Below are 19,786 nucleotides of genomic sequence, written 5' to 3'. Positions count from 1 at the left end.
CGGGAGGGCACGGGCGTCAAATTCCATCCGACCGCCCCTACCCGAAAGGCTTACGCAGTAAAGGCCTTATCCGGTTCCGGGTGCCGCAGATTCCATGGCCGTGTATCGGTGCGACAGCGTGGGACGCGGCCGAAAACCGCCGCGGCTTAGGCCCTGTGGTGAACCGCTTATCCACAGGTGGCGACGTCCGCGGAAGCCCACCCCGGGCGGTGCGGATGGTCGTCGTTGACCTGGACGAATGTGTCGCCGACGGTTTGTTGCTCACCGATTCTCCCCACACGTCTAATCGACATGAGTGGAACAAACCCTAGTGGACCAAAACGGGCTCCAACAGGGGTTTCGGCAAAGTTCTTGATGTTAGCGAGGTGTTAGCCGCGAGTTTCGCGCAGGCGAGTTCACACTGCGAAACCGCTAGGGCCGCAAGCAATCTGGTTTCGTGACCGCCCAAGCCAGGGGTCCGAAAACTGCCGACAACGCTACCGGGTGGATGGCATCGGCGCTACCCGAAACCGCGGAACCGCCGCGGTCAGCGCGCCTGGCCCTGGGTGGCCAGGAAGCCCGCCACGCCACGGACGAGTGCGTCGGCGTACTTCTGCCGGCCATCCGGGGACTCCATCAGCGCCGAATCCACCGGGTTCTTCATGTTGCCGCACTCGACGAGGATCGCGGGGTATTGCGCCAGGTTGAGCCCGGTCAGGTCGGAGCGTCCGTACAGCCCGCCCTGGCCGATGTAGGTGGACGGCGGGATACCGGCGGCCTGCATCTGGTCGCGCATGATCCGCGCGTACTGCACCGACGGTCCGGCCTGCACCTGGTTGAGCGGCGGGGCCGAATAATTGACATGGAATCCGCGCCCGGACGGTGGACCGCCGTCGGCGTGGATGCTCAGGATCGCGTTGGGCCGCAACGAGTTGGCCACGTTGGCGCGCTCGTCGATACACGGTCCGAGGGCGTTGTCGTTGCCGCGGGACAGGGCGGTCCTGACGCCGAGTGCTGTCAGTGCGGCGCGAACCCGCAGCGCGGTGTCCCAGGTGAAGGTGTGTTCCTGGTAACCGCTGTTGGTCGCGGTGCCGCTGGTCTGGCAATCCTTGGTGCCGCCACGGCCGGTCGTGACCTGCCGGCCGATGGACGCGTCGTTGGCGCCGTTGTGGCCGGGATCGATGAAAACGACCATGCCGGCGATGTTGGATGGGGTCGCGGTCGCGGTCGGCACGATCAGGGTCGATGCGGCGACCAGCATGCTGATCGCCGTCTTGATGCCGACACGCCTGCTCACTCGTTGGTCCACGGCGCAAAGGTAACGTCGCGCGGTCTACGCTGGGTGTTTCGAATCGCCCGACATCCACAGGCGAAACCAACTCGAGACCAAGATGCGAAGGGATTGTCATGCAACCCGGAGGCGATATGTCGGCGCTGCTCGCTCAGGCGCAGCAGATGCAACAAAAGCTAATGGAAGCTCAGCAACTGCTCGCGAATGCCGAGATTCGCGGTCAGGCGGGCGGCGGGCTGGTCGAGGCAATCGTCAAAGGCAGTGGTGAGGTCGTCGCGGTCAAGATCGATCCCTCGGTCGTGGACCCCTCGGACGTCGAGACGTTGCAGGACTTGATCGTCGGCGCCATGGTCGACGCCTCCAAGCAGGTCACCAAGATGGCGCAGGAACAGCTGGGATCGCTGACCGCCGGCCTGAGCGCGCCGCCGGCCCCGCCCGCCCCACCGACTCAGATACCGGGGCTCTGACCTCTTAGATGTTCGAGGGACCGGTCCAGGATCTGATCGACGAACTCGGCAAGCTGCCGGGTATCGGTCCAAAGAGCGCGCAGCGCATCGCCTTTCACTTGTTGTCGGTCGAACCGCCGGAGATCGACCGGCTCACCGCCGTGCTGGCGAAGGTCCGCGACGGCGTCCGCTTTTGCGCGGTCTGCGGCAACGTGTCCGATGACGAGCGCTGCCGGATCTGCGGCGATCCGCGCCGGGACGGTTCGCTGGTGTGCGTCGTCGAGGAGCCCAAGGACGTCCAGGCCGTCGAGCGCACGCGCGAATTCCGCGGTCGCTACCACGTGCTGGGCGGCGCGCTGGATCCGCTGTCCGGCGTGGGCCCCGATCAGCTGCGGATCCGCGAGCTGCTCAGCCGCATCGGCGAGCGGGTCGACGGTGTGGATATCACCGAGGTGATCATCGCGACCGACCCCAACACCGAGGGGGAGGCGACGGCCACCTACCTGGTCCGGGTGTTGCGCGACATTCCCGGCCTGACGGTCACGCGGATCGCGTCCGGGCTGCCGATGGGCGGCGACTTGGAGTTCGCGGACGAGTTGACGCTGGGCCGCGCGCTCACCGGCCGCCGGTCCATGGTCTGACCCGTCGGAACGTCACGCGGTCACGACCGTGAAGTTGTCGCTGGCGGCCCACGCTTCTTCGAACGTCGCGACCGAGACCTGCTCGTCGCGGCCCGCGCGGGCGCCGCTGTCATTGAGGTGCACCACACCGGCGTCGTAGTCGATCCCGATGACGACCACGAAGTGGTTTTCCTTGGTGCGGTTGCCCGGCCTGTTCCAGATCACGTTGTCGTTGACCCCGACGATGATCTTGCGGCCGCGATCGAGATCGACAGCCAGCGCTTCGGTGTCCGGGTGAACGGCGCTGGCGTGCACGCCGTAGTGCTCCAACAGCGGGACCAGGTCGCGATTGCTGGTTCGGCCGCCCGGGTGGTAGATCGGCCCGGGGTGGGCCACGCTCGGGATGTTCTCCGCCGCGGCGGTGATCTCGTCCTCGCTGGGCTCGTGGCCGCTGATCTGGCCGATCACGTCGGCGACCGCCATCTCGCCGCAGTCGAGGTCCTGTTGCTGGTAGCGCCAGTAGGGCGCGGCGGCGGCCGGGTCGCCGTGCGTTCCGGCGACGAGGTGTGGGGCGGGAATGCTCGGGGCGGCGTGCGCGATTCCGGCCGCCCAGCCGGCGGCGGCCGCGGCCATCAACGCCGCGAGGGCGCCGAAGCGTACCGCCCTGGCCATGCTTGCGGGGGTGCTGGTCATGGGGACCCTTTCTCGGGCCGCCGCGGGGCGCGTCGGCGTAGCGGAAGGGTGGGCTAGTGCCCTATAAAGAACCTTGTCGCCCAGGTAGGGCGGGTCTGACGTTCCTCAGGCCTTGCTCAACTGGAACGGCCTGGTGAAGGTCTTGCCCGGCTCCGCGCCGCACCCGTCCGAGGCCGTCGTCCGGGCTTCGCCGGCGAGCGACACGGCATCGAAGCTGTAGTCGACGGTCACCGGGGCCTGTGAGATCGATGCGCCGTTCGGGCATGGTGCCTGGGCCGTACCGCTGTGCGTCCAGCGCCCATTGGCCAGGTGGAATTCCCAGCTGATGACGAAGGTCCCGCCATCTTGCGAGGTTGCCCGGGTGCAGTCCGATCCGCAGGGGGCGAAAAGCCAGGCGGTCGATTTGCCGTTGTCCGGATAGAGCACGTTGTACCGGCCGCTCGGGACGTCCGGGTCGGCGTGTGCCGGTGCCGCCGACGCGATGAACGCGGCGAGCAGCGCGCCGCTGGCAGCGATCTTCACGACCGGCACTAGCGCGCCGCCAGTCGTTCGCGGCGCAGCAGGTCCACCTCGGGCAGTCGCAGCGGCGCCAGCTCGCCGACCACCTTGCTCAGCAGCAGGTCGGCTAGCTCCGGGTTGCGGGCCAGACACGGCCCGTGCATGTAGGTCGCGACGACGCTGCCCTGGATCACGCCGTCGAATTCGTCGCCAAGCCGGTTGCCCGCGCCCTTGACCACGGCCCCCAGCGGTGCGGCGGCGGGGCCGAGCACGGTGCCGCCGCGGTGGTTTTCAAAGCCGGTGAGCGGCTGGGTCAGCCCGGCCAGCAGCGGCTTGCTCACCAGTTCGCCGATCGTGCGCGCCTGCTGTGGCGAGGTCGTCGCGTCCAGCAAGCCCACCCCGTCCACCCGCTCTCCCGAGGACGTCTCGTACCAGTGCCCGAGCACCTGGACGGCCGCGCAGATCGACAGCACGGGTGCACCGCGCTGCGCGGCGCGCTGCAGGCCCGGGTACCGCAGCAGGTGACGGGTGGCCAATCGCTGCGCGTAGTCCTCCGCGCCGCCCAGGGTGTAGAGGTCCAGGGACTCCGGCACCGGCTCGTCCAGCGTGATCTCGACGATCTCGGCGGCGATACCCCGCAGCCGCAGTCGTTGCCGCAGCACCACCGCGTTGCCGCCGTCGCCGTAGGTGCCCATCACGTCGGGCAACACCAGCCCGATCCGCACGCTCGACTCAGCCATGACGTCCCAATGCCCGGTGCAGCTGCAGGAAGGCGGTGTAGTTGGCGACGACCTCGACGCGTCCCGGCGGGCAGGACGCGATCGCCGCCAGGGTGTCGTGCACCAGGGTGTGCTCGACGCCGGCGTACCCCAGGCGCACCGCCAGGTCGGTCCCGCGTTCGCCGGCGGCGACAACGGCCGTCTCACCGAAGTGTTCGAAGCGTACGTCCCACAGCCACGACAGATCCTCGCCGTCGGGCACCTGCCCGTTGACCGAGATGACCACCCCGGCCGCGTGTTTGTCGACCATCGACAGCGCCTCCTGCCAGCCGGCCGGATTCTTGGCCAGCAGGATCCGGGCGTCGTGCGGGCCGATCCGCACGGTCCGGTACCGGCCCGCGACCTCGTCCACTCCCGAGACCGCCGCGACGGCGGCCGCGGGGTCGGCGCCCAGCGCGACCGCGGCCGCGACGGCCTGGGCGGCATTGCCGCGATTCACCGCGCCGGGCAGCGCCAGCCGCATCGGCAGGGCCAGCCCGCCGGGCCCGTACAGCGTGCCCCCATCTTCGGGGTCGAACCACCACTGCGGGCTGGGCCGCTTGAAATCGGCGCCGGTGGAATACCAATGGCCCTGCTCGCGGACGATCACCTCGCCGCTGCGCGGGCAGCTGACCGAGTCGTTCGCCCACGTGCCGCCGGCGGCCACCCACACCACGTTCGGGGCGTCGTAGGCGGCCGAGGTCATCAGCACGTCGTCGCAGTTGGCGACGACGACGGCGTTCGGGTGACGGGCCAGCCCCGCGCGCAGCGTGCGCTCGATGACGTTGATCTCGCCGACCCGGTCCAGCTGATCGCGCGACAGGTTCAACAACACGATGACGCTCGGTTCGACGGCATCGGAGACGTGCGGCACGTGCATCTCGTCGACTTCCAGGGCCGCCAGCCCCGCGTCACGGTCGGCGGCCAGCGCGGCGACCAGGCCGGCGTCCATGTTGGCGCCCTCGGCGTTGGTGGCGACCGGTCCCAGCGTGCCGAGAGCGGCCGCGGTCATCCGGGTGGTCGTGGACTTGCCGTTGGTGCCGGTGACGATGACCGTGCGCCGGCCCGTGCCGAGCTGGCGCAGCACCGAGCGGTCCAGTGTCATCGCGACCAGGCCACCGATCATCGCGCCGGCGCCGCGCCCGGTCATCCGCGACGCCCAGCGCGCGCTCGCTCCTGCGGCGAGGGCCAGACGTGCGCGGGTGGTGACCACCCGCGCAGTTTAAGGGTGGCCGCTCGGATCCAACTAACCGCCGACACGGCCGCGCAGCGGCGCGGTGATGTCGGTCAGACGTGCGATTCTTCGTCTATGAGCCCCACAAATCCGACGCCCTGGGGCCGGCCCGCGAGCCATCCGGATGCGGGTTGGGCCGTCATCGATGTCGAGACCTCGGGTTTCCGTCCCGGTCAGGCCCGGGTCATCAGCCTGGCGGTGCTCGGGCTCGACACCGAGGGCCGCGTCGAGCAGTCCGTCGTCAGCCTGCTCAACCCCGGGGTGGATCCCGGTCCCACGCACGTGCACGGGCTGACCGCCGCCATGCTCGAGGATCAGCCCCAGTTCGGCGACATCGTCGGTGACGTGATCGAGGTGCTGCGCGGGCGCACGCTGGTGGCCCACAACGTCGCCTTCGACTACGCGTTCCTGGCCGCGGAGGCCGAGCTCACCGGCATCGCACTGCCCGTCGACAGCGTCATGTGCACGGTCGAGCTGGCCCGTCGGCTCAACCTCGGTGTCGAGAACCTGCGATTGGAGACCCTTGCCACGCATTGGGGCGTGACCCAGGAGCGGCCACACGACGCCTTCGACGACGCCCTGGTGCTCACGGGTGTGCTCGCGTCCGCGTTGGGACGGGCCCGCGAACTCGACATCTGGTTGCCGGTGCGCCCCGTCACGCGCCGTCGCTGGCCCAACGGCCGGGTCACCCACGACGAGCTGCGCCCGCTGAAGGCGCTGGCCTCGCGGATGCCGTGCCCCTTTCTCAATCCCGGGCCGTATGTCCGCGGCCGGCCGCTGGTCCAGGGCATGCGGGTGGCGCTGGCTGCCGAGGTGCGGCGCACCCACGAGGAACTCGTCGAGCGGATCCTGCACGCCGGGCTGGCCTACACCGATGTGGTCGACCGCGAGACCTCACTGGTGGTGTGTAACGCCCCCGCCCCCGAGCAGGGCAAGGGCTACCAGGCTCAGCAGCTGGGTGTGCCGGTGGTGTCCGACGCGCAGTTCATGGCCGGCGTGGGCACCGTGGTCGGAGGCACCAGCATGGAGGAGTTTGTCGACGCTGCCAGCGCCGACGACCAGCTTGCGCTGTTCTAACTGCTCCGACTGCCGACCAGATCGTTCCCGGATTCAGCATATTCTCAGCTGGCACCCGGCAACTCCCCAGCCGTTGGGCAGAGGCTGATCGTTACTATCGGCGGGCCATTACGGAGCGCAAACACGGGCTGCGCGTGGCGTTTTGGGGAAACGATCGAAAAGAAACGCCGCATTGGGGCAGTTCTCGTCGCGGCAGTGAGGAAATCTGTGGTGAGTGGACCGTTGGCGGATTTCGCCGTCGATCGGCGGGTATTGCTGATCACCGGGGTTGCGCTGTGCATCGGCGCCCTATCGGCGGGGGTGGCATGGTGTCTGGTCCAGTTGATCGGACTTGTCACCAATCTTGTTTTCTACCATAGATTTTCGGATGCTCTGGTGTCACCCGCCGCCAATGAGCATCCATGGTGGCTGATCCTGGGTGCGCCGGTTGCCGGCGGTTTGGTGATCGGCTTGATGGCTCGGTACGGGTCGGATCAGGTCCGCGGCCACGGCATGCCCGAGACCATCGAGGTGATCCTCACCGGCAGCAGCCGGGTCGAACCCAAAGTCGCTGTGTTAAAGCCAATCTCGGCGGCCATCAGTATCGGTACCGGCGGCCCGTTCGGCGCGGAGGGGCCGATTGTCATGACCGGCGGCGCGATGGGTTCGGTTGTCGCCCAGTTCCTGCATTTGACCGCGGATGAGCGAAAGATCCTGCTCGCCTCCGGCGCTGCGGGCGGCATCGCGGCCACCTTCAATGCTCCGCTGGCGTCCATCTTGTTGGCGGTCGAGTTGCTGCTGTTCGAATTCCGGCCTCGCAGCCTGGTCCCGGTCGCCGGTTCGGTCGCCGTCGCCACCGTTACGCGGCTATTCATCATGGGCGGCGCGCCGATATTTCCCGTCGCTGCACGGATGGCCGAAGTGCATTGGCAAATAGATGTTTTGGCGGTCGCGGTCGGAATCGCCGGCGCCGCAGTGGCCATCGGCGCGACGCACTTGGTCTATTGGGCCGAGGGCGCTTTTCCGCGCCTGCCGATCCACTGGATGTGGTGGCCGGCGATCGGCGGTCTGATCATCGGCGTGGGCGGGCTGATTGAACCGCGCGCTCTCGGGGTTGGTTACAACGTGATCGATGCGCTCCTCACCGGGCATGCTGGCCTGTCGCTGATCGTCGGCATCCTCGTGGTGAAGACGGCAATCTGGGCTCTGTCGCTCGGCTCGGGAACTTCGGGTGGTGTTTTCGCTCCGGTGTTCATGATCGGCAGTGCGCTCGGAGCATTCCTCGGGCACTGGTTTCCGCACGTGTTTCCAGGTTTCTGGGCGATGTTGGGCCTGGCGGCCGTGGTTTGCGGCATCATGCGGGCACCGCTGGCCGCCATCATGTTCACCCTGGAACTCACCCGAGCCTGGCCCGCGATGCTCCCGGTGATCATCGCCACGATCACCGCCTACGTGATATCCGTTCTGGTGCTGGCGCGTTCGGTGCTCACCGAGAAGATCGCCCGCAGCGGGATGCACCTCACCCGTGATTACACAACGGACCCGCTGGAAGCATTCCTGGTCGGCGAAGTGGTGCGTCCCGGGCCGTCGCCCACACCGGCGGGCGCCTCGATCAGCTCGCAGGCCACCTTGCGGCACGCGGCGAATGTCTTCGCCGAATCGGACGGCCGGCCACTGCGCGTGATATCGCCGGACGGCTGCGACCAAGGCCATCTGCTGATGAAGGATTTGCTCACCGCCCGCCTGCACGATCTCAACGAAGACACCGAACGGACACGGCACCTGACCCCGTACTTCCCCCGGCCGCCGCAGAGTGCGGTGCGACGCTGGGCATCGGCTCGGCGCAACGGCCGTGCGAGCTAACCGGCGCTCCTCGCGGTACCTCAGGGTCCGCCGCGCCAGTGTTCGATGCGATGGTGGTCCGGCATAAAGCCGTGGTCGACTCCCCACAGCACGGCCTGAGTCCGGCTCGCCACACCGATCTTGCGGTAAACGCTTCGGATATAGGACTTCACGGTGTTGGGACTGAGATAAGTCAGCCGCGCCACTTCGGCGTTGCTCTTGCCCTGGGTTATCAGCGCCAGGATCTCCGCCTCCCGGTCGCTGAGTCCTTCACCGCGTCCGGGCCAGTCGAGACCCAGTGCGCTGCGCGCCCGCGGCGGAGCCTCGCTTATCACCGTCTCACCGGCATGCACCGCCTCTAACGCTGCCACCAGTTCTCTAGCCGGCAACGCCTTCGACAGGTAACCATCGGCGCCCTTGTCGCGCGCGTGGCGAATCAGATCGGGGTGAAAGTTCCAGGTGTACACCACAACTCGGGCCGCACGGGGATTCGCCGCCAGCTCGGCGATCTCGTCGTAATCCGATTCGGGCTGTGCGAACGAGTCGTACATGACGATGTCGACGGTGTCGTCCAGGGACATGTTCGAGTCCAGTTCGGCGACGACGATGCGGTCTTTGTATCGGTCGAACATGTTGGCCACGCCCATCACGACGACGTCGTAGTCGTCGACCAGCGCCACCGTGATCGGTTCTGCGTTACGAGCGGCCATGGGCGTAGAACTTACCCCCCTAGGGGTGTAGTGCCACCACCCTTTGGGGTTGTTGTCTGGGAGATGTGTCGGGCATCCGCTCGGCCACGCAGGTACGAAACGCCGCTTGCGGCACAACGCGAAAGGCTCGCATCATGATCGGACTTATCGTTACCCTCCTCGTCGTCGGGCTCGTCGCCGGAGCGCTGGCGCGGTTGCTGGTTCCCGGCAACCAGCCGATGTCGATTCTGTCGACGATGGCCTTGGGGATCGTCGGCTCGTTCGTCGGTGGCTTCCTCGGCTATGTGCTCTTCCACAAGGATGCTGAGCAGGGCTTTTTTCAGCCCGCCGGACTCATCGGGTCCGTTATCGGCGCTGTGATCGTGTTGCTGATCTGGACTCGGGTCGGCGCCCGCACCTCCGGGCGAATTCGCTGAGGTCCACATCCACCCGCCGCGTAAGCGACCCGCTCGGCACAATTGGTGCGGAGCGGGTCGCGTCGCGGGTTATCGATCGGCGGGCAACAGGATGGTCTTGCCCGGCAACCGGCCGGCGTCGGAGGCTTCGTGGACCGCGGCGGCCTGGTTCAGCGGGCGACGCTCGGCGACGTCGATGCGCAGCTGGCCGGCGTCTACCCGGCTGACCAGGTCGGCCAACTGCCTCGCGTCGCTGCGGACGAATATCCGCTGCGCACGGACGTTTCGGCCGGTGTCCTCCGTCCCCGACGTCATGGTGCCGACGTAGAAGCCGCCGTCGGCGACCACGTCGACGAGCGCTTCGGTTTCCTGGGGCGTGGTGCTCACCAGGTTGAACACCACATCAAACGGGCCCCCGGCGACGGCGATCGGTGTCTGCGTGTAGTCGATGTAGCCGATGATCCGGTCGGCTCCGTATGCACGTAGCCGGTCCGCGCTGCGCGCCGATGCGGTAGCCGTGACGATGGCACCGGCGTGTTTGGCGAGCTGGACGGCGTAGCCACCGACCGCTCCGCCCGCGCCGTTGATCAGGATGGTCTGCCCGGCCTGCAGGCCCGCCATCTCGAACAGTGCCTGCCACGCCGTCAAGCCGACGGTCGGCAGCGCGGCCGAATCCGCCAGGCTCCCGGTCCGCGGCGCCGGCGCCAACGCCTCCGCCGGTGCCAGCACGTACTCGGCGGCGGCACCGTCGGCATCCATCGGAAGCAACGCCACGACCGCGTCACCGACGCTCCAGCCTGTTACGCCGCCGCCGAGCTCGGCGACCGTGCCCGCGACGTCGATCCCCGGCACGTGCGGGAAGGTGATCTCGTACACCTCGGACAGGTAGCCGCCGCGGATGCCCGCGTCGACCGGATTGAACGACGTCCCGGCCACTTTCACCAGAACTTGGCCGGCGCCCGGAGTCGGTCGCTGGACCTCGGAGTACTCCAGCACCTCGCTGCTGCCGTACCGGTGGTAAAGCACTGCCTTCATGATCTTCTCCGTTCCTTGTTTGCTTCGAGATTGAAGCAGTTACCCATGCAGTAACTTGCTTCGAGATCGAAGCAATCCCGAGATAACTGTGGCCTTCGTCTCTTTGCTTCGACATCGAAGCAGTACGATCGCGGCATGGTCGAACCACTCAAGCCGGAGCAAATGCGGACGTACTTCGCCCTCACCGAGGCGGTCAGCCTGCTTCAGTACGCGGTGCGCCAGCAGCTACAGGCCGAAGGCGATCTCAGCTACGTGCAGTTCGAGATTCTGGCCCACCTCGCCGACGCCGACGGGCAACTGACCATGACCGATCTGGCGGACAGAGTGGTCTACAGCCGCAGCGGCCTCACCCATCAGGCGGGACTGTTGGAGAAAGCGGGGCTTATCGCTCGCGCGGCCAGTCCGCATGATCAGCGGGCGACCATCGTCGATATCACCGAGGCGGGCCGGGCTCGTCTCACCAAAGTGCTACCCGGGCACATCGAGGTGGTGCGCGGTTTGCTGTTCGATCCGCTGTCAGACGGCGACGTCAGCAACCTCGGCGACATCATGAGCAGGGTTCGCGACCATATGCGAGCCCGCCCGCCCCGCTCCGTTGTCAGCCGCGCGATGCGCGGTTGACCGCAGACACCACAGCACGCAGCGACGCGGTGGTGATCGACGGCGCGATGCCAACCCCCCACACCGTGCGGCGCTCGCCGTTTGCATGCCGACCCGCTTCCCCCGGCTGCGCCGCGCTCGCGATCGGCATGGCGTTTGCATGCCGACCCGCTTCCCCCGGCTGCGCCGCGCTCGCGATCGGCATGACCACCGACGCCTCCACATACGCCGCGGCCTGCGCGTCGTCGCCGGAGCTCATCGCGTGTTCGGAGTAGTCGAGGACGGCGACGTCGAACCCGACATCGCCCAGCGCGTGGACGAACGCGGCGAGCGGACCGTTGCCGGCACCGGTGATCTCGGTCTCCGCCCCGTTGATCTTGACGGTCGCGGCGATCCGGGTGGTGCCGCCGTCTTCCTCCGAGGCGTCGACGCGCTGCTTGATCCGTTCCAGCGGCAGGATCGGCGCCAGGTACTCCTCGGAGAACGCGTCCCACATCTCCTTCGGCGACACCTCACCACCCTCGCCATCAGCGATCTTCTGGATCACCTGCGAGAACTCGATCTGCAGCCGCCGCGGCAGGGCCAGGCCGTGGTCGGCCTTCATGATGTAGGCCACCCCGCCCTTGCCGGACTGCGAGTTGACCCGGATCACCGCCTCGTAGGTGCGCCCGACATCGCGCGGGTCGATCGGCAGATACGGCACCTGCCAGAGCATGTCCTCGACGTCGGTGTCCGCGGCGTCGGCGTCCGCCTTCATCTGGTCCAGGCCCTTGTTGATGGCGTCCTGGTGGCTGCCCGAGAACGCGGTGTAGACCAGATCGCCGCCGTAGGGGTGCCGCTCGTGCACCGGCAGCTGGTTGCAGTACTCGACCGTGCGGCGGATCTCGTCGATGTTGGAGAAGTCGATCTGCGGGTCCACACCGCGGGAGAACAGGTTCAGCCCCAGCGTCACCAGGCACACGTTTCCGGTGCGCTCACCATTGCCGAACAGGCAGCCCTCGATCCGGTCGGCACCCGCCTGGTAGCCCAATTCGGCTGCCGCCACGGCGGTTCCGCGGTCGTTGTGCGGATGCAGGCTCAGAATCACCGACTCCCGGTTGGCCAGGTTTCGGCTCATCCACTCGATCGAGTCGGCGTAGACGTTGGGTGTCGCCATCTCCACGGTGGCGGGCAGATTGAAGATGATCGGGTGCTCCGGCGTCGGCGCGATGATTTCGCCGACGGCGTCGCAGACCTGCTTGGCGTACTCCAATTCCGTTCCGGTGTAGGACTCCGGCGAGTATTCGAAGCGCCATCGCGTGTCCGGGTATTTGGCCGCCTCTTCGACGCACTTGCGCGCGCCGTCGGTGGCGATGGCCTGTACCGCGGCGCGGTCGGCGCGAAATACCACGCGGCGCTGCAGGATTGACGTCGAGTTGTAGAAGTGCACGATCGCGCGGTGCACGCCGCGGCACGCCTCGAAGGTGCGCTCGATCAGTTCCGGACGGCATTGCGTCAGCACCTGGATGGTGACGTCGTCGGGAATCGCGCCGTCGGTGATGATCTCGCGCACGAAGTCGAAGTCGGTTTGGCTGGCCGACGGGAACCCGACTTCAATCTCCTTGTAGCCCATGGCAACCAGTAGGTCGAACATGCGGCGTTTGCGGGCCGGGCTCATCGGGTCGATCAGTGCCTGGTTGCCATCGCGCAGATCCACCGCGCACCACAGCGGTGCCTGGCTGGTGACGCGGTCGGGCCAGGTGCGGTCGGCGAGCCGGATGGCCTCCACCTCGTCAGCGAAGGGGCGGTATCGGTTGACCGGCATCGACGAGCCGCGCTGCGGATTCCACGCGGGCTGATCGGGTCGGATCGGGCCCGCGGGCTTCGTCACGGTGCGGGCTGAGGTGTATGCGTCCGGGTTGGCGGGCTGCGAAAAGTTGGTCACGGTTATTGCTCCGGGTGTCAGAAGGGACTTCAGACCGGCGCATCGCGAACACCCGCGACGGGAAGCCGGTCTGGATCAGACCCCGTCGCGGCGTCCGAGAAGGAGCACCCGCTGCACGCTGTGAACTCTACCGCGATCGGTGCCCAGGCGAAAACTACGCCCAATCGAACCCAAAACCGCAGGCTGCGGCACCCGCCAGCGGGTCTAAAAACAAGATGCGCCGCCACGTATCCTGTTGTGAACTTGAACCACGTCTGTGGGTGCGGAAGGGCAGGCAGGAAAACAGTGGCGCTCGTCGTACAAAAGTACGGCGGATCCTCGGTGGCCGACGCCGATCGGATCCGTCGTGTCGCGGAACGCATCGTCGAGACCAAAAAACAGGGCAACGACGTCGTCGTCGTGGTCTCGGCGATGGGTGATACCACCGATGACCTGCTGGATCTGGCCCAGCAGGTGTGCCCGGTGCCGCCGGCTCGCGAACTGGACATGCTGTTGACCGCCGGCGAGCGGATCTCCAACGCGCTGGTGGCCATGGCGGTCGAATCGCTCGGGGCTCGCGCCCGCTCGTTCACCGGGTCGCAGGCCGGGGTGATCACCACCGGCACGCACGGCAACGCGAAGATCATCGACGTCACGCCGACGCGATTGCAGTCCGCGCTCGAGCAGGGCGACGTCGTGTTGGTCGCGGGCTTCCAGGGTGTGAGCCAGGACAGTCGCGATGTGACCACGCTGGGCCGCGGCGGCTCCGACACCACGGCCGTGGCGCTGGCCGCGGCGCTGCACGCCGACGTCTGCGAGATCTACACCGACGTAGACGGCATCTTCAGTGCCGACCCGCGCATCGTGCCCAACGCCCGCAAGCTCGACACCGTGACCTTCGAGGAAATGCTCGAGATGGCCGCCTGCGGCGCCAAGGTGCTGATGCTGCGCTGCGTGGAGTACGCCCGTCGCTACAACCTTCCGGTGCACGTCAGGTCGTCGTACTCGGACAAGCTAGGCACCGTCGTTGTCGGATCGATCAAGGACATATCCATGGAAAGCCCCCTTCTGACCGGCGTCGCCCACGACCGTAGCGAGGCCAAGGTGACGGTCGTCGGCATCCCGGACATCCCCGGGTATGCGGCCCGCGTCTTCCGGGCCGTCGCCGAGGCCGACGTGAACATCGACATGGTGCTGCAGAACGTGTCCAAGGTCGAGGACGGCAAGACCGACATCACGTTCACCTGCTCACGCGACAGCGGGCCCACCGCGGTGGCCAAGCTGGACGCCCTCAAGGACGAGATCGGCTTCACCCAGCTGCTCTACGACGACCACATCGGCAAGGTGTCGCTGATCGGGGCGGGTATGCGCAGCCACCCCGGCGTGACCGCGACCTTCTGTGAGGCGCTGGCCGAGGTGGGCGTCAACATCGAACTGATCTCCACCTCCGAGATCCGGATCTCGGTGCTGTGCCGCGACACCGAACTAGACAAGGCCGTCGTGGCGTTGCACGAGGCGTTCGGCCTCGGCGGCGAGGAAGAGGCCACGGTGTATGCGGGGACGGGTCGATAGATATGGGCGCCGATAGGCTCGCAATTGGTGTAGTGGGCGCCACCGGCCAGGTGGGCCAGGTGATGCGCAGCCTGCTGGACGAGCGCGACTTCCCGGCGAGCACGGTGCGGTTCTTCGCGTCCGCCCGCTCGCAGGGCCGCAAGCTGGAATTCCGCGGCCAGGAGATCGAGGTCGAGGACGCCGCGACGGCGGATCCGAGCGGCCTGGACATCGCGCTTTTCTCGGCCGGCAAGACGATGTCGCTGGTGCAGGCCCCGCGGTTCGCCGCGGCCGGGGTGACCGTGATCGACAACTCGTCGGCCTGGCGCAAGGACCCCGAGGTGCCGTTGGTGGTCTCCGAGGTGAACTTCGCACGCGATGCGGCCAACCGGCCGAAGGGCATCATCGCCAACCCGAACTGCACCACGATGGCCGCGATGCCGGTGCTGATGCCGCTGCACGAGGAAGCTGGGTTGCAGCGCCTGGTGGTGTCGAGCTACCAGGCGGTATCCGGCAGCGGGTTGGCCGGTGTCGAGGAGCTGGCGACGCAGGCACGCGCGGTGATCGACGACGCCGAGCAGCTGGTGCACCATGGTCATGCGCTGCAGTTTCCGGCGCCGAAGACCTATGTCGCGCCGATCGCCTTCAACGTGCTGCCGCTGGCCGGTTCGTTGGTGGACGACGGTTCCGGGGAGACCGACGAGGACCAGAAGCTACGGCACGAGAGCCGCAAGATTCTCGGCATTCCCGATCTGCTGGTGAGCGGGACCTGCGTGCGGGTTCCGGTGTTCACCGGTCACTCCCTGTCGATCAACGCCGAGTTCGCCCGGCCCCTCTCACCCGAGCGGGCCCGAGAATTGCTCAGCGCCGCCCCTGGGGTGAAAGTGGTCGACGTGCCAACAGCTTTGGATGCCGCGGGCGTCGACGACTCGTTGGTGGGCCGGATTCGCCACGACCCCGGGGTGCCCGACGGGCGTGGTCTGGCGCTGTTCGTCTCGGGGGACAACCTGCGCAAGGGGGCTGCGCTCAACACCATTCAGATCGCCGAGCTGCTCGCCGCGCAGCTGTGACCCGCGGGTGAGCGGCGCGCGGGTATCGCTGCTCACTGCGCTGTTTTTGCTTGGGCCGCAAGCTGTTTCGATCGCACGCGCCGATCCTCCGGCGCCTGTCCCGCAGCCGATAGTGCAGCCATTGGCGCCCGGCCAGGTGTTGCGAATGGGTCCGACGGCCGGAACCGGCACTCCTACAGGCGATTACGGTGTCGGCGCCACTGATCTCTGCGAATTCCTGGAGTTTCCGACCGAACTGCTGCAGGTCTGCGGCGATAGCTTCGCCGGGCAGGGCGTGGGGTTCGGCGGCTGGTACGCGCCGATCGCGCTGCATGTCGACACGTCGTCGGTCGACGATCCCGCCGGGGTGCGCTACACCGGCGTCACCGGAACCACCAAGCCGCTGCTGGCCGACCCAACGCCTTCGGGGGATTCGCAACTGCCCGCCGGAGTCGTGCAGATCAACCGGCGTAACTACCTGATGGTCACCACGACAAAGGATCTCAAGCCGCAGAACTCTCGGTTGGTGGTAGCCGAAGCGGCGCGCGGGGGATGGCAGACAGTAGCCGGGTCGAAGCGCGACGCCACCTATCAGGGTGGTTCGCAGACCCAGATCAGCGGGTATTACGACCCGATTCCGACCGGTGACTCGCCCAGTGGCTGGGTGTATATCGTGGCCAACAGCTTCACCCGCAGTCAGTCGGTGGTGCTGTATCGGGTTGCGCCGCAGAACTTTACGGACCGTTCGCGATGGCAGGGCTGGGCGGCCGGGTCCACCGGCGGTTGGAACAAGGCGCCGACGCCGCTGTGGCCCGACCAGGTAGGGGAGATGTCCGTCCGGCAGATCGACGGAAAAACAGTGCTGTCCTACTTCAACGCCAGCAACGGCAACATGGAGGTCCGGGTGGCCAACGACCCGACGTCGCTGGGCGAGGCGCCGGTGACCACGGTCGTACAGCACGACGAATGGCCCGAGCCGGCGGAGAGCCTGCCGCCGCCGTCCGACAACCGGCTCGCGCAACCATATGGCGGCTACATATCGCCTGGTTCCACGCTCGACGAGCTGCGAATCTTCGTCAGCCAGTGGGACACTCGCGCGCGGGTGTCCGCGCCGTATCGGGTGATCCAGTTCGCGGTGAACCCGTTCAAACCGGAATAGGTCCTCAGCCGGCCGCCTCGGCGAGACCCGCGGCAAGGTCGGCACCGGAGATGCCCCGAACCCATTCCGCGAGTCCCGCCGGGTTGAGCTGCGGTTGGATCCCCGCCGTCCCGGCCGGGCCCGGCGTGGCCGCTGCCGCGGGTGCCGCCCCGACGCTGCTCGACGAGACGCTGGCGATCGGGGTGGTGGTGATGGAAACGACGCCTTGCAGGTTGGTGATGGTGGCGCCACCTGCGTCGACCGTGACGGTAACGGCCGAATTGCCGACGGCTGCGACAACACTGAGCGCTGAGGCATTACCTGGGACGGTTACCGAGCCACTGACAACCGTGCCTTCGACGGCCTGACCGGCGGCGACCGGGGCGAGCGTGACGGGATTGGCGCCGGCGGTCAGTGTGGCACCCGCGGGGTAGACGACGCCGTCCGACGTGATGGCGCCGCTGTCGAAATTGAGGATGATGCTGCTACCGGCGTTGAGGATGATCGAGGATTCGCTGCCGACCGCGGTGCCGGGTGTAGCGGTCACACTGCCGCTGCTGATGTAGGCGTCAGAGCCCGGTTCCAGGGTCACGGTGCTGCCGGCCGGCGCGGTCACGGTATCACCAACAGGGACGTTGGTCGAGGCGACCTGAGTCGCCTGCGACGAAGCCAGTTGGATCGAGGATTGCGCGCGGCCGCTGGTTGCGTCGGCAGCGGCCCGCGCGGCCGCGTCGGCCTGGCCGTTCGGGTTGGTGGTCTGCGATGGTTCGGCGAAAGCTTCCAGGGTGCCGGCGGTTTCGGACGCGGCGGCATAGCCGTACATGGCCGCGGCGTCCTGGCTCCACATCTGCATATACTGCGCTTCGGTCGCCGCGATCGATGGGGTGTTCTGCCCGAAGAAGTTCGACGCGACCAGCACCATCAGCCGCATCCGGTTCTCCACGATGACCGGCGGGGGCACCGTCATACTGAACGCGACCTCGTAGGCGGCTGCCGCGGCGTACGCCCGGGCGGCGGTCTGTGCAGCCTGCGCGGCACTGACGTGTAGCCACGTCACTTGGCGGGGCGCCGCGGCGACCATCCTCATCGACGAGGGGCCCGACCACCGCCCGCTCAGCGCGGCGATCTCCGATGAGTAGCCGCCGGCGGCGGACTCCAGCTGTGCGGCCACCGCCGCCCAGTTCGCCGCCGCCGCCAGCATTGGCCCCGAGCCGGGCCCGGTGTACATCAGTCCCGAGTTGACCTCCGGCGGCAGCAAACCAAAGTCCATGCCTTATCCCTTTTTTGAGCTAAGAGCGACCGTTTGCTCGGCACCCTAACGTGTGTCTAATAAGGCTGAGGTGAACGCGCGGTGATCCCCCGCTGAAGCCCGAAAACCGTGGTGCGCCGCAAGCGTTGCCTGGCCCGGCTGGAGCCAGCCGGGCGCCGTGGCCCCAGACCCGGAACGCTTGCGAGATCTGCGGACTGGTGCCTGTTGTGCACTAATACAGCGAAGAGGGCCGTACGCCGTCCATCTGATCGCCGCGCTAGGAGGTTGTGCAGCAATGGATTTCGCAACAATTCCGCCAGAATTCAACTCTGGCCAGTTGTATGCCGGCCCTGGAGCGGGCTCGCTGCTGGCCGCTGCGGCGGCCTGGGACGAGCTGGCCGCTGAGTTGCACATGGCGGCGGCGGGTTACACATCGGTGATCGCCGGGCTGGTTGCCGGGCCCTGGCTGGGTCTGGCATCCGCGTCGATGGCGGCCGCTGCTGCTCCCTATGTGGCTTGGATGCGCAGCGCTGCCGGCCAGGCCGAGCAGGCCGCCAGTCAGGCCAAAGCGGCTGCGGCCGCGTACGAGGTGGCGTTTGCGGCGGTGGTGCCCCCGCCGGTGATCGCGGCAAACCGCAGCACGCTGAAGGCGCTGGTGGCGACGAACATTTTCGGGCAGAACACCCCGGCGATCGCCGTCACCGAGACCGGCTACGCCGAGATGTGGGCACAGGACGCCGCGGTGATGTACAGCTATGCCGGGCTGTCGGCGGCCGCGACGACGCTGACTCCGTTCACCCCGTCACCGCAAAGTACCCGCCCGGGCGGGTACAGCGACCAAGCCGACGCGCTCGCGCGGACCACGGCCACGTCGGCCGCCACCGAGACCCAGACGGCGCTGGCGCAATTGAGTTCGGACGTGCCCACGACGCTGCAGGCGCTTGCTTCGTCCCCGACCTCCACAGCCGGCGCGGTGTCACCCGCGTCGGGAATCTTCGACGCGCTGCAGAGCCTGGACCTGATATCGCCTTCGACGTTCTTCGAGCCCGCGAGCCTGGGTGTCGCGACGAGCGAATTGGGTACCGCGTCGGGGGCATGGGCCGACGCCGCGAAAGCCGATACCGAGATCGAGGCCGCCGGCCGCGAAATCGCCGACGACCAGGATGCGCTCACCCGTCAAATCTCGGGTGCCGAGATGCGGATCTTGGGCAGGTTCGATCAGTTGGGGACCGTCGGCCAGGCGGCCTCGGCAGGGTTGGGACAGGCCGCCACGATCGGGGCGTTATCGGTGCCGCCCGGCTGGACCACCGCGGCACCGCAGCTCCGATTGGCCACGCTGGCGTTGCCGGCGACCGGCCTGGGCGCCGTGCCGGAAGCCTTCGCCGCCGGCCCGGCTGCCGTGTTCGGTGAGATGACCCTGGCAAGCATCGCCGGCCAGGCGATCAACGGCACGGTGAGTCCGGCTCGCCGTGAGCGTGTCGGGGCGGCTGCTCATCCATACTCGCCGGGCCCGTCCGCCGCGGCTGGCCAGATCAGCGGTATCGCCTCCGACATGCGTGAATTCGCTGAGCTTTTGGGCAAACTCGGTGATCTGCGCGACTCGGGGCTGCTGACCGACGAGGAGTTCAACGAGCAGAAACAACGCCTGCTCAGCCGACTCAGCTGAGCCGAACCGCCCGCGCGACGACTGGTTCATTTCCCCCATTCGGCGCCGACGAGGCTGGGCGCCCACTCGGTCG

19 protein-coding genes are annotated in these 19,786 nt (G+C 67.6%); 10 read left to right on the top strand and 9 right to left on the bottom strand.

Features of this window, described 5'->3' with window-relative positions:
• Positions 1–526: 526 nt before the first annotated feature.
• Entirely contained in the window at positions 527–1,288 is a 762-nt protein-coding gene (locus MAAFP003_RS25860) for an Rv3717 family N-acetylmuramoyl-L-alanine amidase (RefSeq protein ID WP_243394203.1), read from the bottom strand.
• A gap of 98 nt (positions 1,289–1,386) precedes the next feature.
• On the opposite strand from MAAFP003_RS25860, the gene MAAFP003_RS25855 reads away from it, so the two are divergent.
• Positions 1,387–1,737 carry a YbaB/EbfC family nucleoid-associated protein gene (locus MAAFP003_RS25855; protein WP_096290456.1) on the top strand — a complete coding sequence of 117 codons (351 nt, stop codon included), beginning with the start codon at positions 1,387–1,389 and terminating at the stop codon, positions 1,735–1,737.
• A gap of 8 nt (positions 1,738–1,745) precedes the next feature.
• Positions 1,746–2,357 (top strand): recombination mediator RecR, encoded by a 612-nt coding sequence (gene recR / locus MAAFP003_RS25850; protein WP_096290455.1) that lies wholly within the window; start codon positions 1,746–1,748, stop codon positions 2,355–2,357.
• A 12-nt stretch (positions 2,358–2,369) separates the two neighbouring features.
• Here recR and MAAFP003_RS25845 read toward each other — a convergent pair whose 3' ends face one another.
• The 4 genes from MAAFP003_RS25845 to MAAFP003_RS25830 all read right to left on the bottom strand — a co-directional run bounded on the left by MAAFP003_RS25845 (position 2,370) and on the right by MAAFP003_RS25830 (position 5,498).
• Positions 2,370–3,029, bottom strand: a complete 660-nt coding sequence (locus tag MAAFP003_RS25845) for a C39 family peptidase (protein ID WP_096290454.1) — start codon at positions 3,027–3,029, stop codon at positions 2,370–2,372.
• Between the two features lie 105 nt (positions 3,030–3,134).
• Positions 3,135–3,551 (bottom strand): hypothetical protein, encoded by a 417-nt coding sequence (locus MAAFP003_RS25840; RefSeq protein WP_243394202.1) that lies wholly within the window; start codon positions 3,549–3,551, stop codon positions 3,135–3,137.
• Between the two features lie 8 nt (positions 3,552–3,559).
• Complete coding sequence (locus tag MAAFP003_RS25835; RefSeq protein ID WP_096290452.1) at positions 3,560–4,267, bottom strand: type 1 glutamine amidotransferase; 708 nt, start codon at positions 4,265–4,267, stop codon at positions 3,560–3,562.
• The gene (locus MAAFP003_RS25830; RefSeq protein WP_096290451.1) at positions 4,260–5,498 is read right to left on the bottom strand and encodes a Mur ligase family protein; all 1,239 of its coding nucleotides are present in this window, start codon (positions 5,496–5,498) and stop codon (positions 4,260–4,262) included. Before MAAFP003_RS25830 ends, MAAFP003_RS25835 begins: the two co-directional genes overlap by 8 nt.
• A gap of 96 nt (positions 5,499–5,594) precedes the next feature.
• Here MAAFP003_RS25830 and MAAFP003_RS25825 point away from each other — a divergent pair, with 96 nt between their 5' ends.
• Positions 5,595–6,596 carry a DEDDh family exonuclease gene (locus MAAFP003_RS25825; RefSeq protein ID WP_096290450.1) on the top strand — a complete coding sequence of 334 codons (1,002 nt, stop codon included), beginning with the start codon at positions 5,595–5,597 and terminating at the stop codon, positions 6,594–6,596.
• A gap of 210 nt (positions 6,597–6,806) precedes the next feature.
• A complete protein-coding gene (locus tag MAAFP003_RS25820) occupies positions 6,807–8,438 on the top strand; it encodes a chloride channel protein (protein WP_243394201.1) in 1,632 nt (543 codons plus the stop codon).
• A gap of 20 nt (positions 8,439–8,458) precedes the next feature.
• Here MAAFP003_RS25820 and MAAFP003_RS25815 read toward each other — a convergent pair whose 3' ends face one another.
• Positions 8,459–9,127: a LuxR C-terminal-related transcriptional regulator gene (locus MAAFP003_RS25815; RefSeq protein WP_096290448.1), complete on the bottom strand. Its 669-nt coding sequence runs from the start codon at positions 9,125–9,127 to the stop codon at positions 8,459–8,461.
• A 134-nt stretch (positions 9,128–9,261) separates the two neighbouring features.
• Here MAAFP003_RS25815 and MAAFP003_RS25810 point away from each other — a divergent pair, with 134 nt between their 5' ends.
• On the top strand, positions 9,262–9,543 hold the full coding sequence (locus MAAFP003_RS25810) for a GlsB/YeaQ/YmgE family stress response membrane protein (protein WP_096291424.1): 282 nt from the start codon (positions 9,262–9,264) through the stop codon (positions 9,541–9,543).
• A 69-nt stretch (positions 9,544–9,612) separates the two neighbouring features.
• Here MAAFP003_RS25810 and MAAFP003_RS25805 read toward each other — a convergent pair whose 3' ends face one another.
• Complete coding sequence (locus MAAFP003_RS25805) at positions 9,613–10,557, bottom strand: NADP-dependent oxidoreductase (protein ID WP_096290447.1); 945 nt, start codon at positions 10,555–10,557, stop codon at positions 9,613–9,615.
• A gap of 135 nt (positions 10,558–10,692) precedes the next feature.
• Here MAAFP003_RS25805 and MAAFP003_RS25800 point away from each other — a divergent pair, with 135 nt between their 5' ends.
• Positions 10,693–11,178 carry a MarR family winged helix-turn-helix transcriptional regulator gene (locus MAAFP003_RS25800; RefSeq protein ID WP_096290446.1) on the top strand — a complete coding sequence of 162 codons (486 nt, stop codon included), beginning with the start codon at positions 10,693–10,695 and terminating at the stop codon, positions 11,176–11,178.
• Here the strand turns inward: MAAFP003_RS25800 and leuA are convergent.
• Positions 11,156–13,081: a 2-isopropylmalate synthase gene (gene leuA / locus MAAFP003_RS25795; RefSeq protein ID WP_096290445.1), complete on the bottom strand. Its 1,926-nt coding sequence runs from the start codon at positions 13,079–13,081 to the stop codon at positions 11,156–11,158. The genes MAAFP003_RS25800 and leuA overlap by 23 nt on opposite strands.
• A gap of 285 nt (positions 13,082–13,366) precedes the next feature.
• On the opposite strand from leuA, the gene MAAFP003_RS25790 reads away from it, so the two are divergent.
• From MAAFP003_RS25790 to MAAFP003_RS25780, 3 genes are read left to right on the top strand one after another with little or no spacing between them, the layout of a single operon-like run.
• Positions 13,367–14,632 (top strand): aspartate kinase, encoded by a 1,266-nt coding sequence (locus MAAFP003_RS25790; protein WP_096290444.1) that lies wholly within the window; start codon positions 13,367–13,369, stop codon positions 14,630–14,632.
• 2 nt (positions 14,633–14,634) lie between these two features.
• Positions 14,635–15,681, top strand: coding sequence for an aspartate-semialdehyde dehydrogenase (locus tag MAAFP003_RS25785; protein ID WP_096290443.1), 1,047 nt, complete (start codon positions 14,635–14,637; stop codon positions 15,679–15,681).
• A gap of 7 nt (positions 15,682–15,688) precedes the next feature.
• Positions 15,689–16,819 carry a DUF4185 domain-containing protein gene (locus tag MAAFP003_RS25780; RefSeq protein WP_096290442.1) on the top strand — a complete coding sequence of 377 codons (1,131 nt, stop codon included), beginning with the start codon at positions 15,689–15,691 and terminating at the stop codon, positions 16,817–16,819.
• A gap of 4 nt (positions 16,820–16,823) precedes the next feature.
• Here MAAFP003_RS25780 and MAAFP003_RS29980 read toward each other — a convergent pair whose 3' ends face one another.
• Positions 16,824–18,068: a PPE family protein gene (locus MAAFP003_RS29980; RefSeq protein ID WP_096290441.1), complete on the bottom strand. Its 1,245-nt coding sequence runs from the start codon at positions 18,066–18,068 to the stop codon at positions 16,824–16,826.
• Positions 18,069–18,342: 274 nt separating this feature from the next.
• Between MAAFP003_RS29980 and MAAFP003_RS25770 the strand changes: the two genes are divergently transcribed.
• Entirely contained in the window at positions 18,343–19,713 is a 1,371-nt protein-coding gene (locus MAAFP003_RS25770; protein ID WP_096290440.1) for a PPE family protein, SVP subgroup, read from the top strand.
• Positions 19,714–19,786: the final 73 nt, after the last annotated feature.

Origin of the sequence: Mycobacterium ahvazicum, assembly GCF_900176255.2 — a bacterium.
GTDB classification, from domain to species: Bacteria; Actinomycetota; Actinomycetes; order Mycobacteriales; family Mycobacteriaceae; genus Mycobacterium; species Mycobacterium ahvazicum.
Note: the sequence above shows the minus strand (reverse complement) of the source record. Positions and strands in the feature narration are given on the sequence as shown.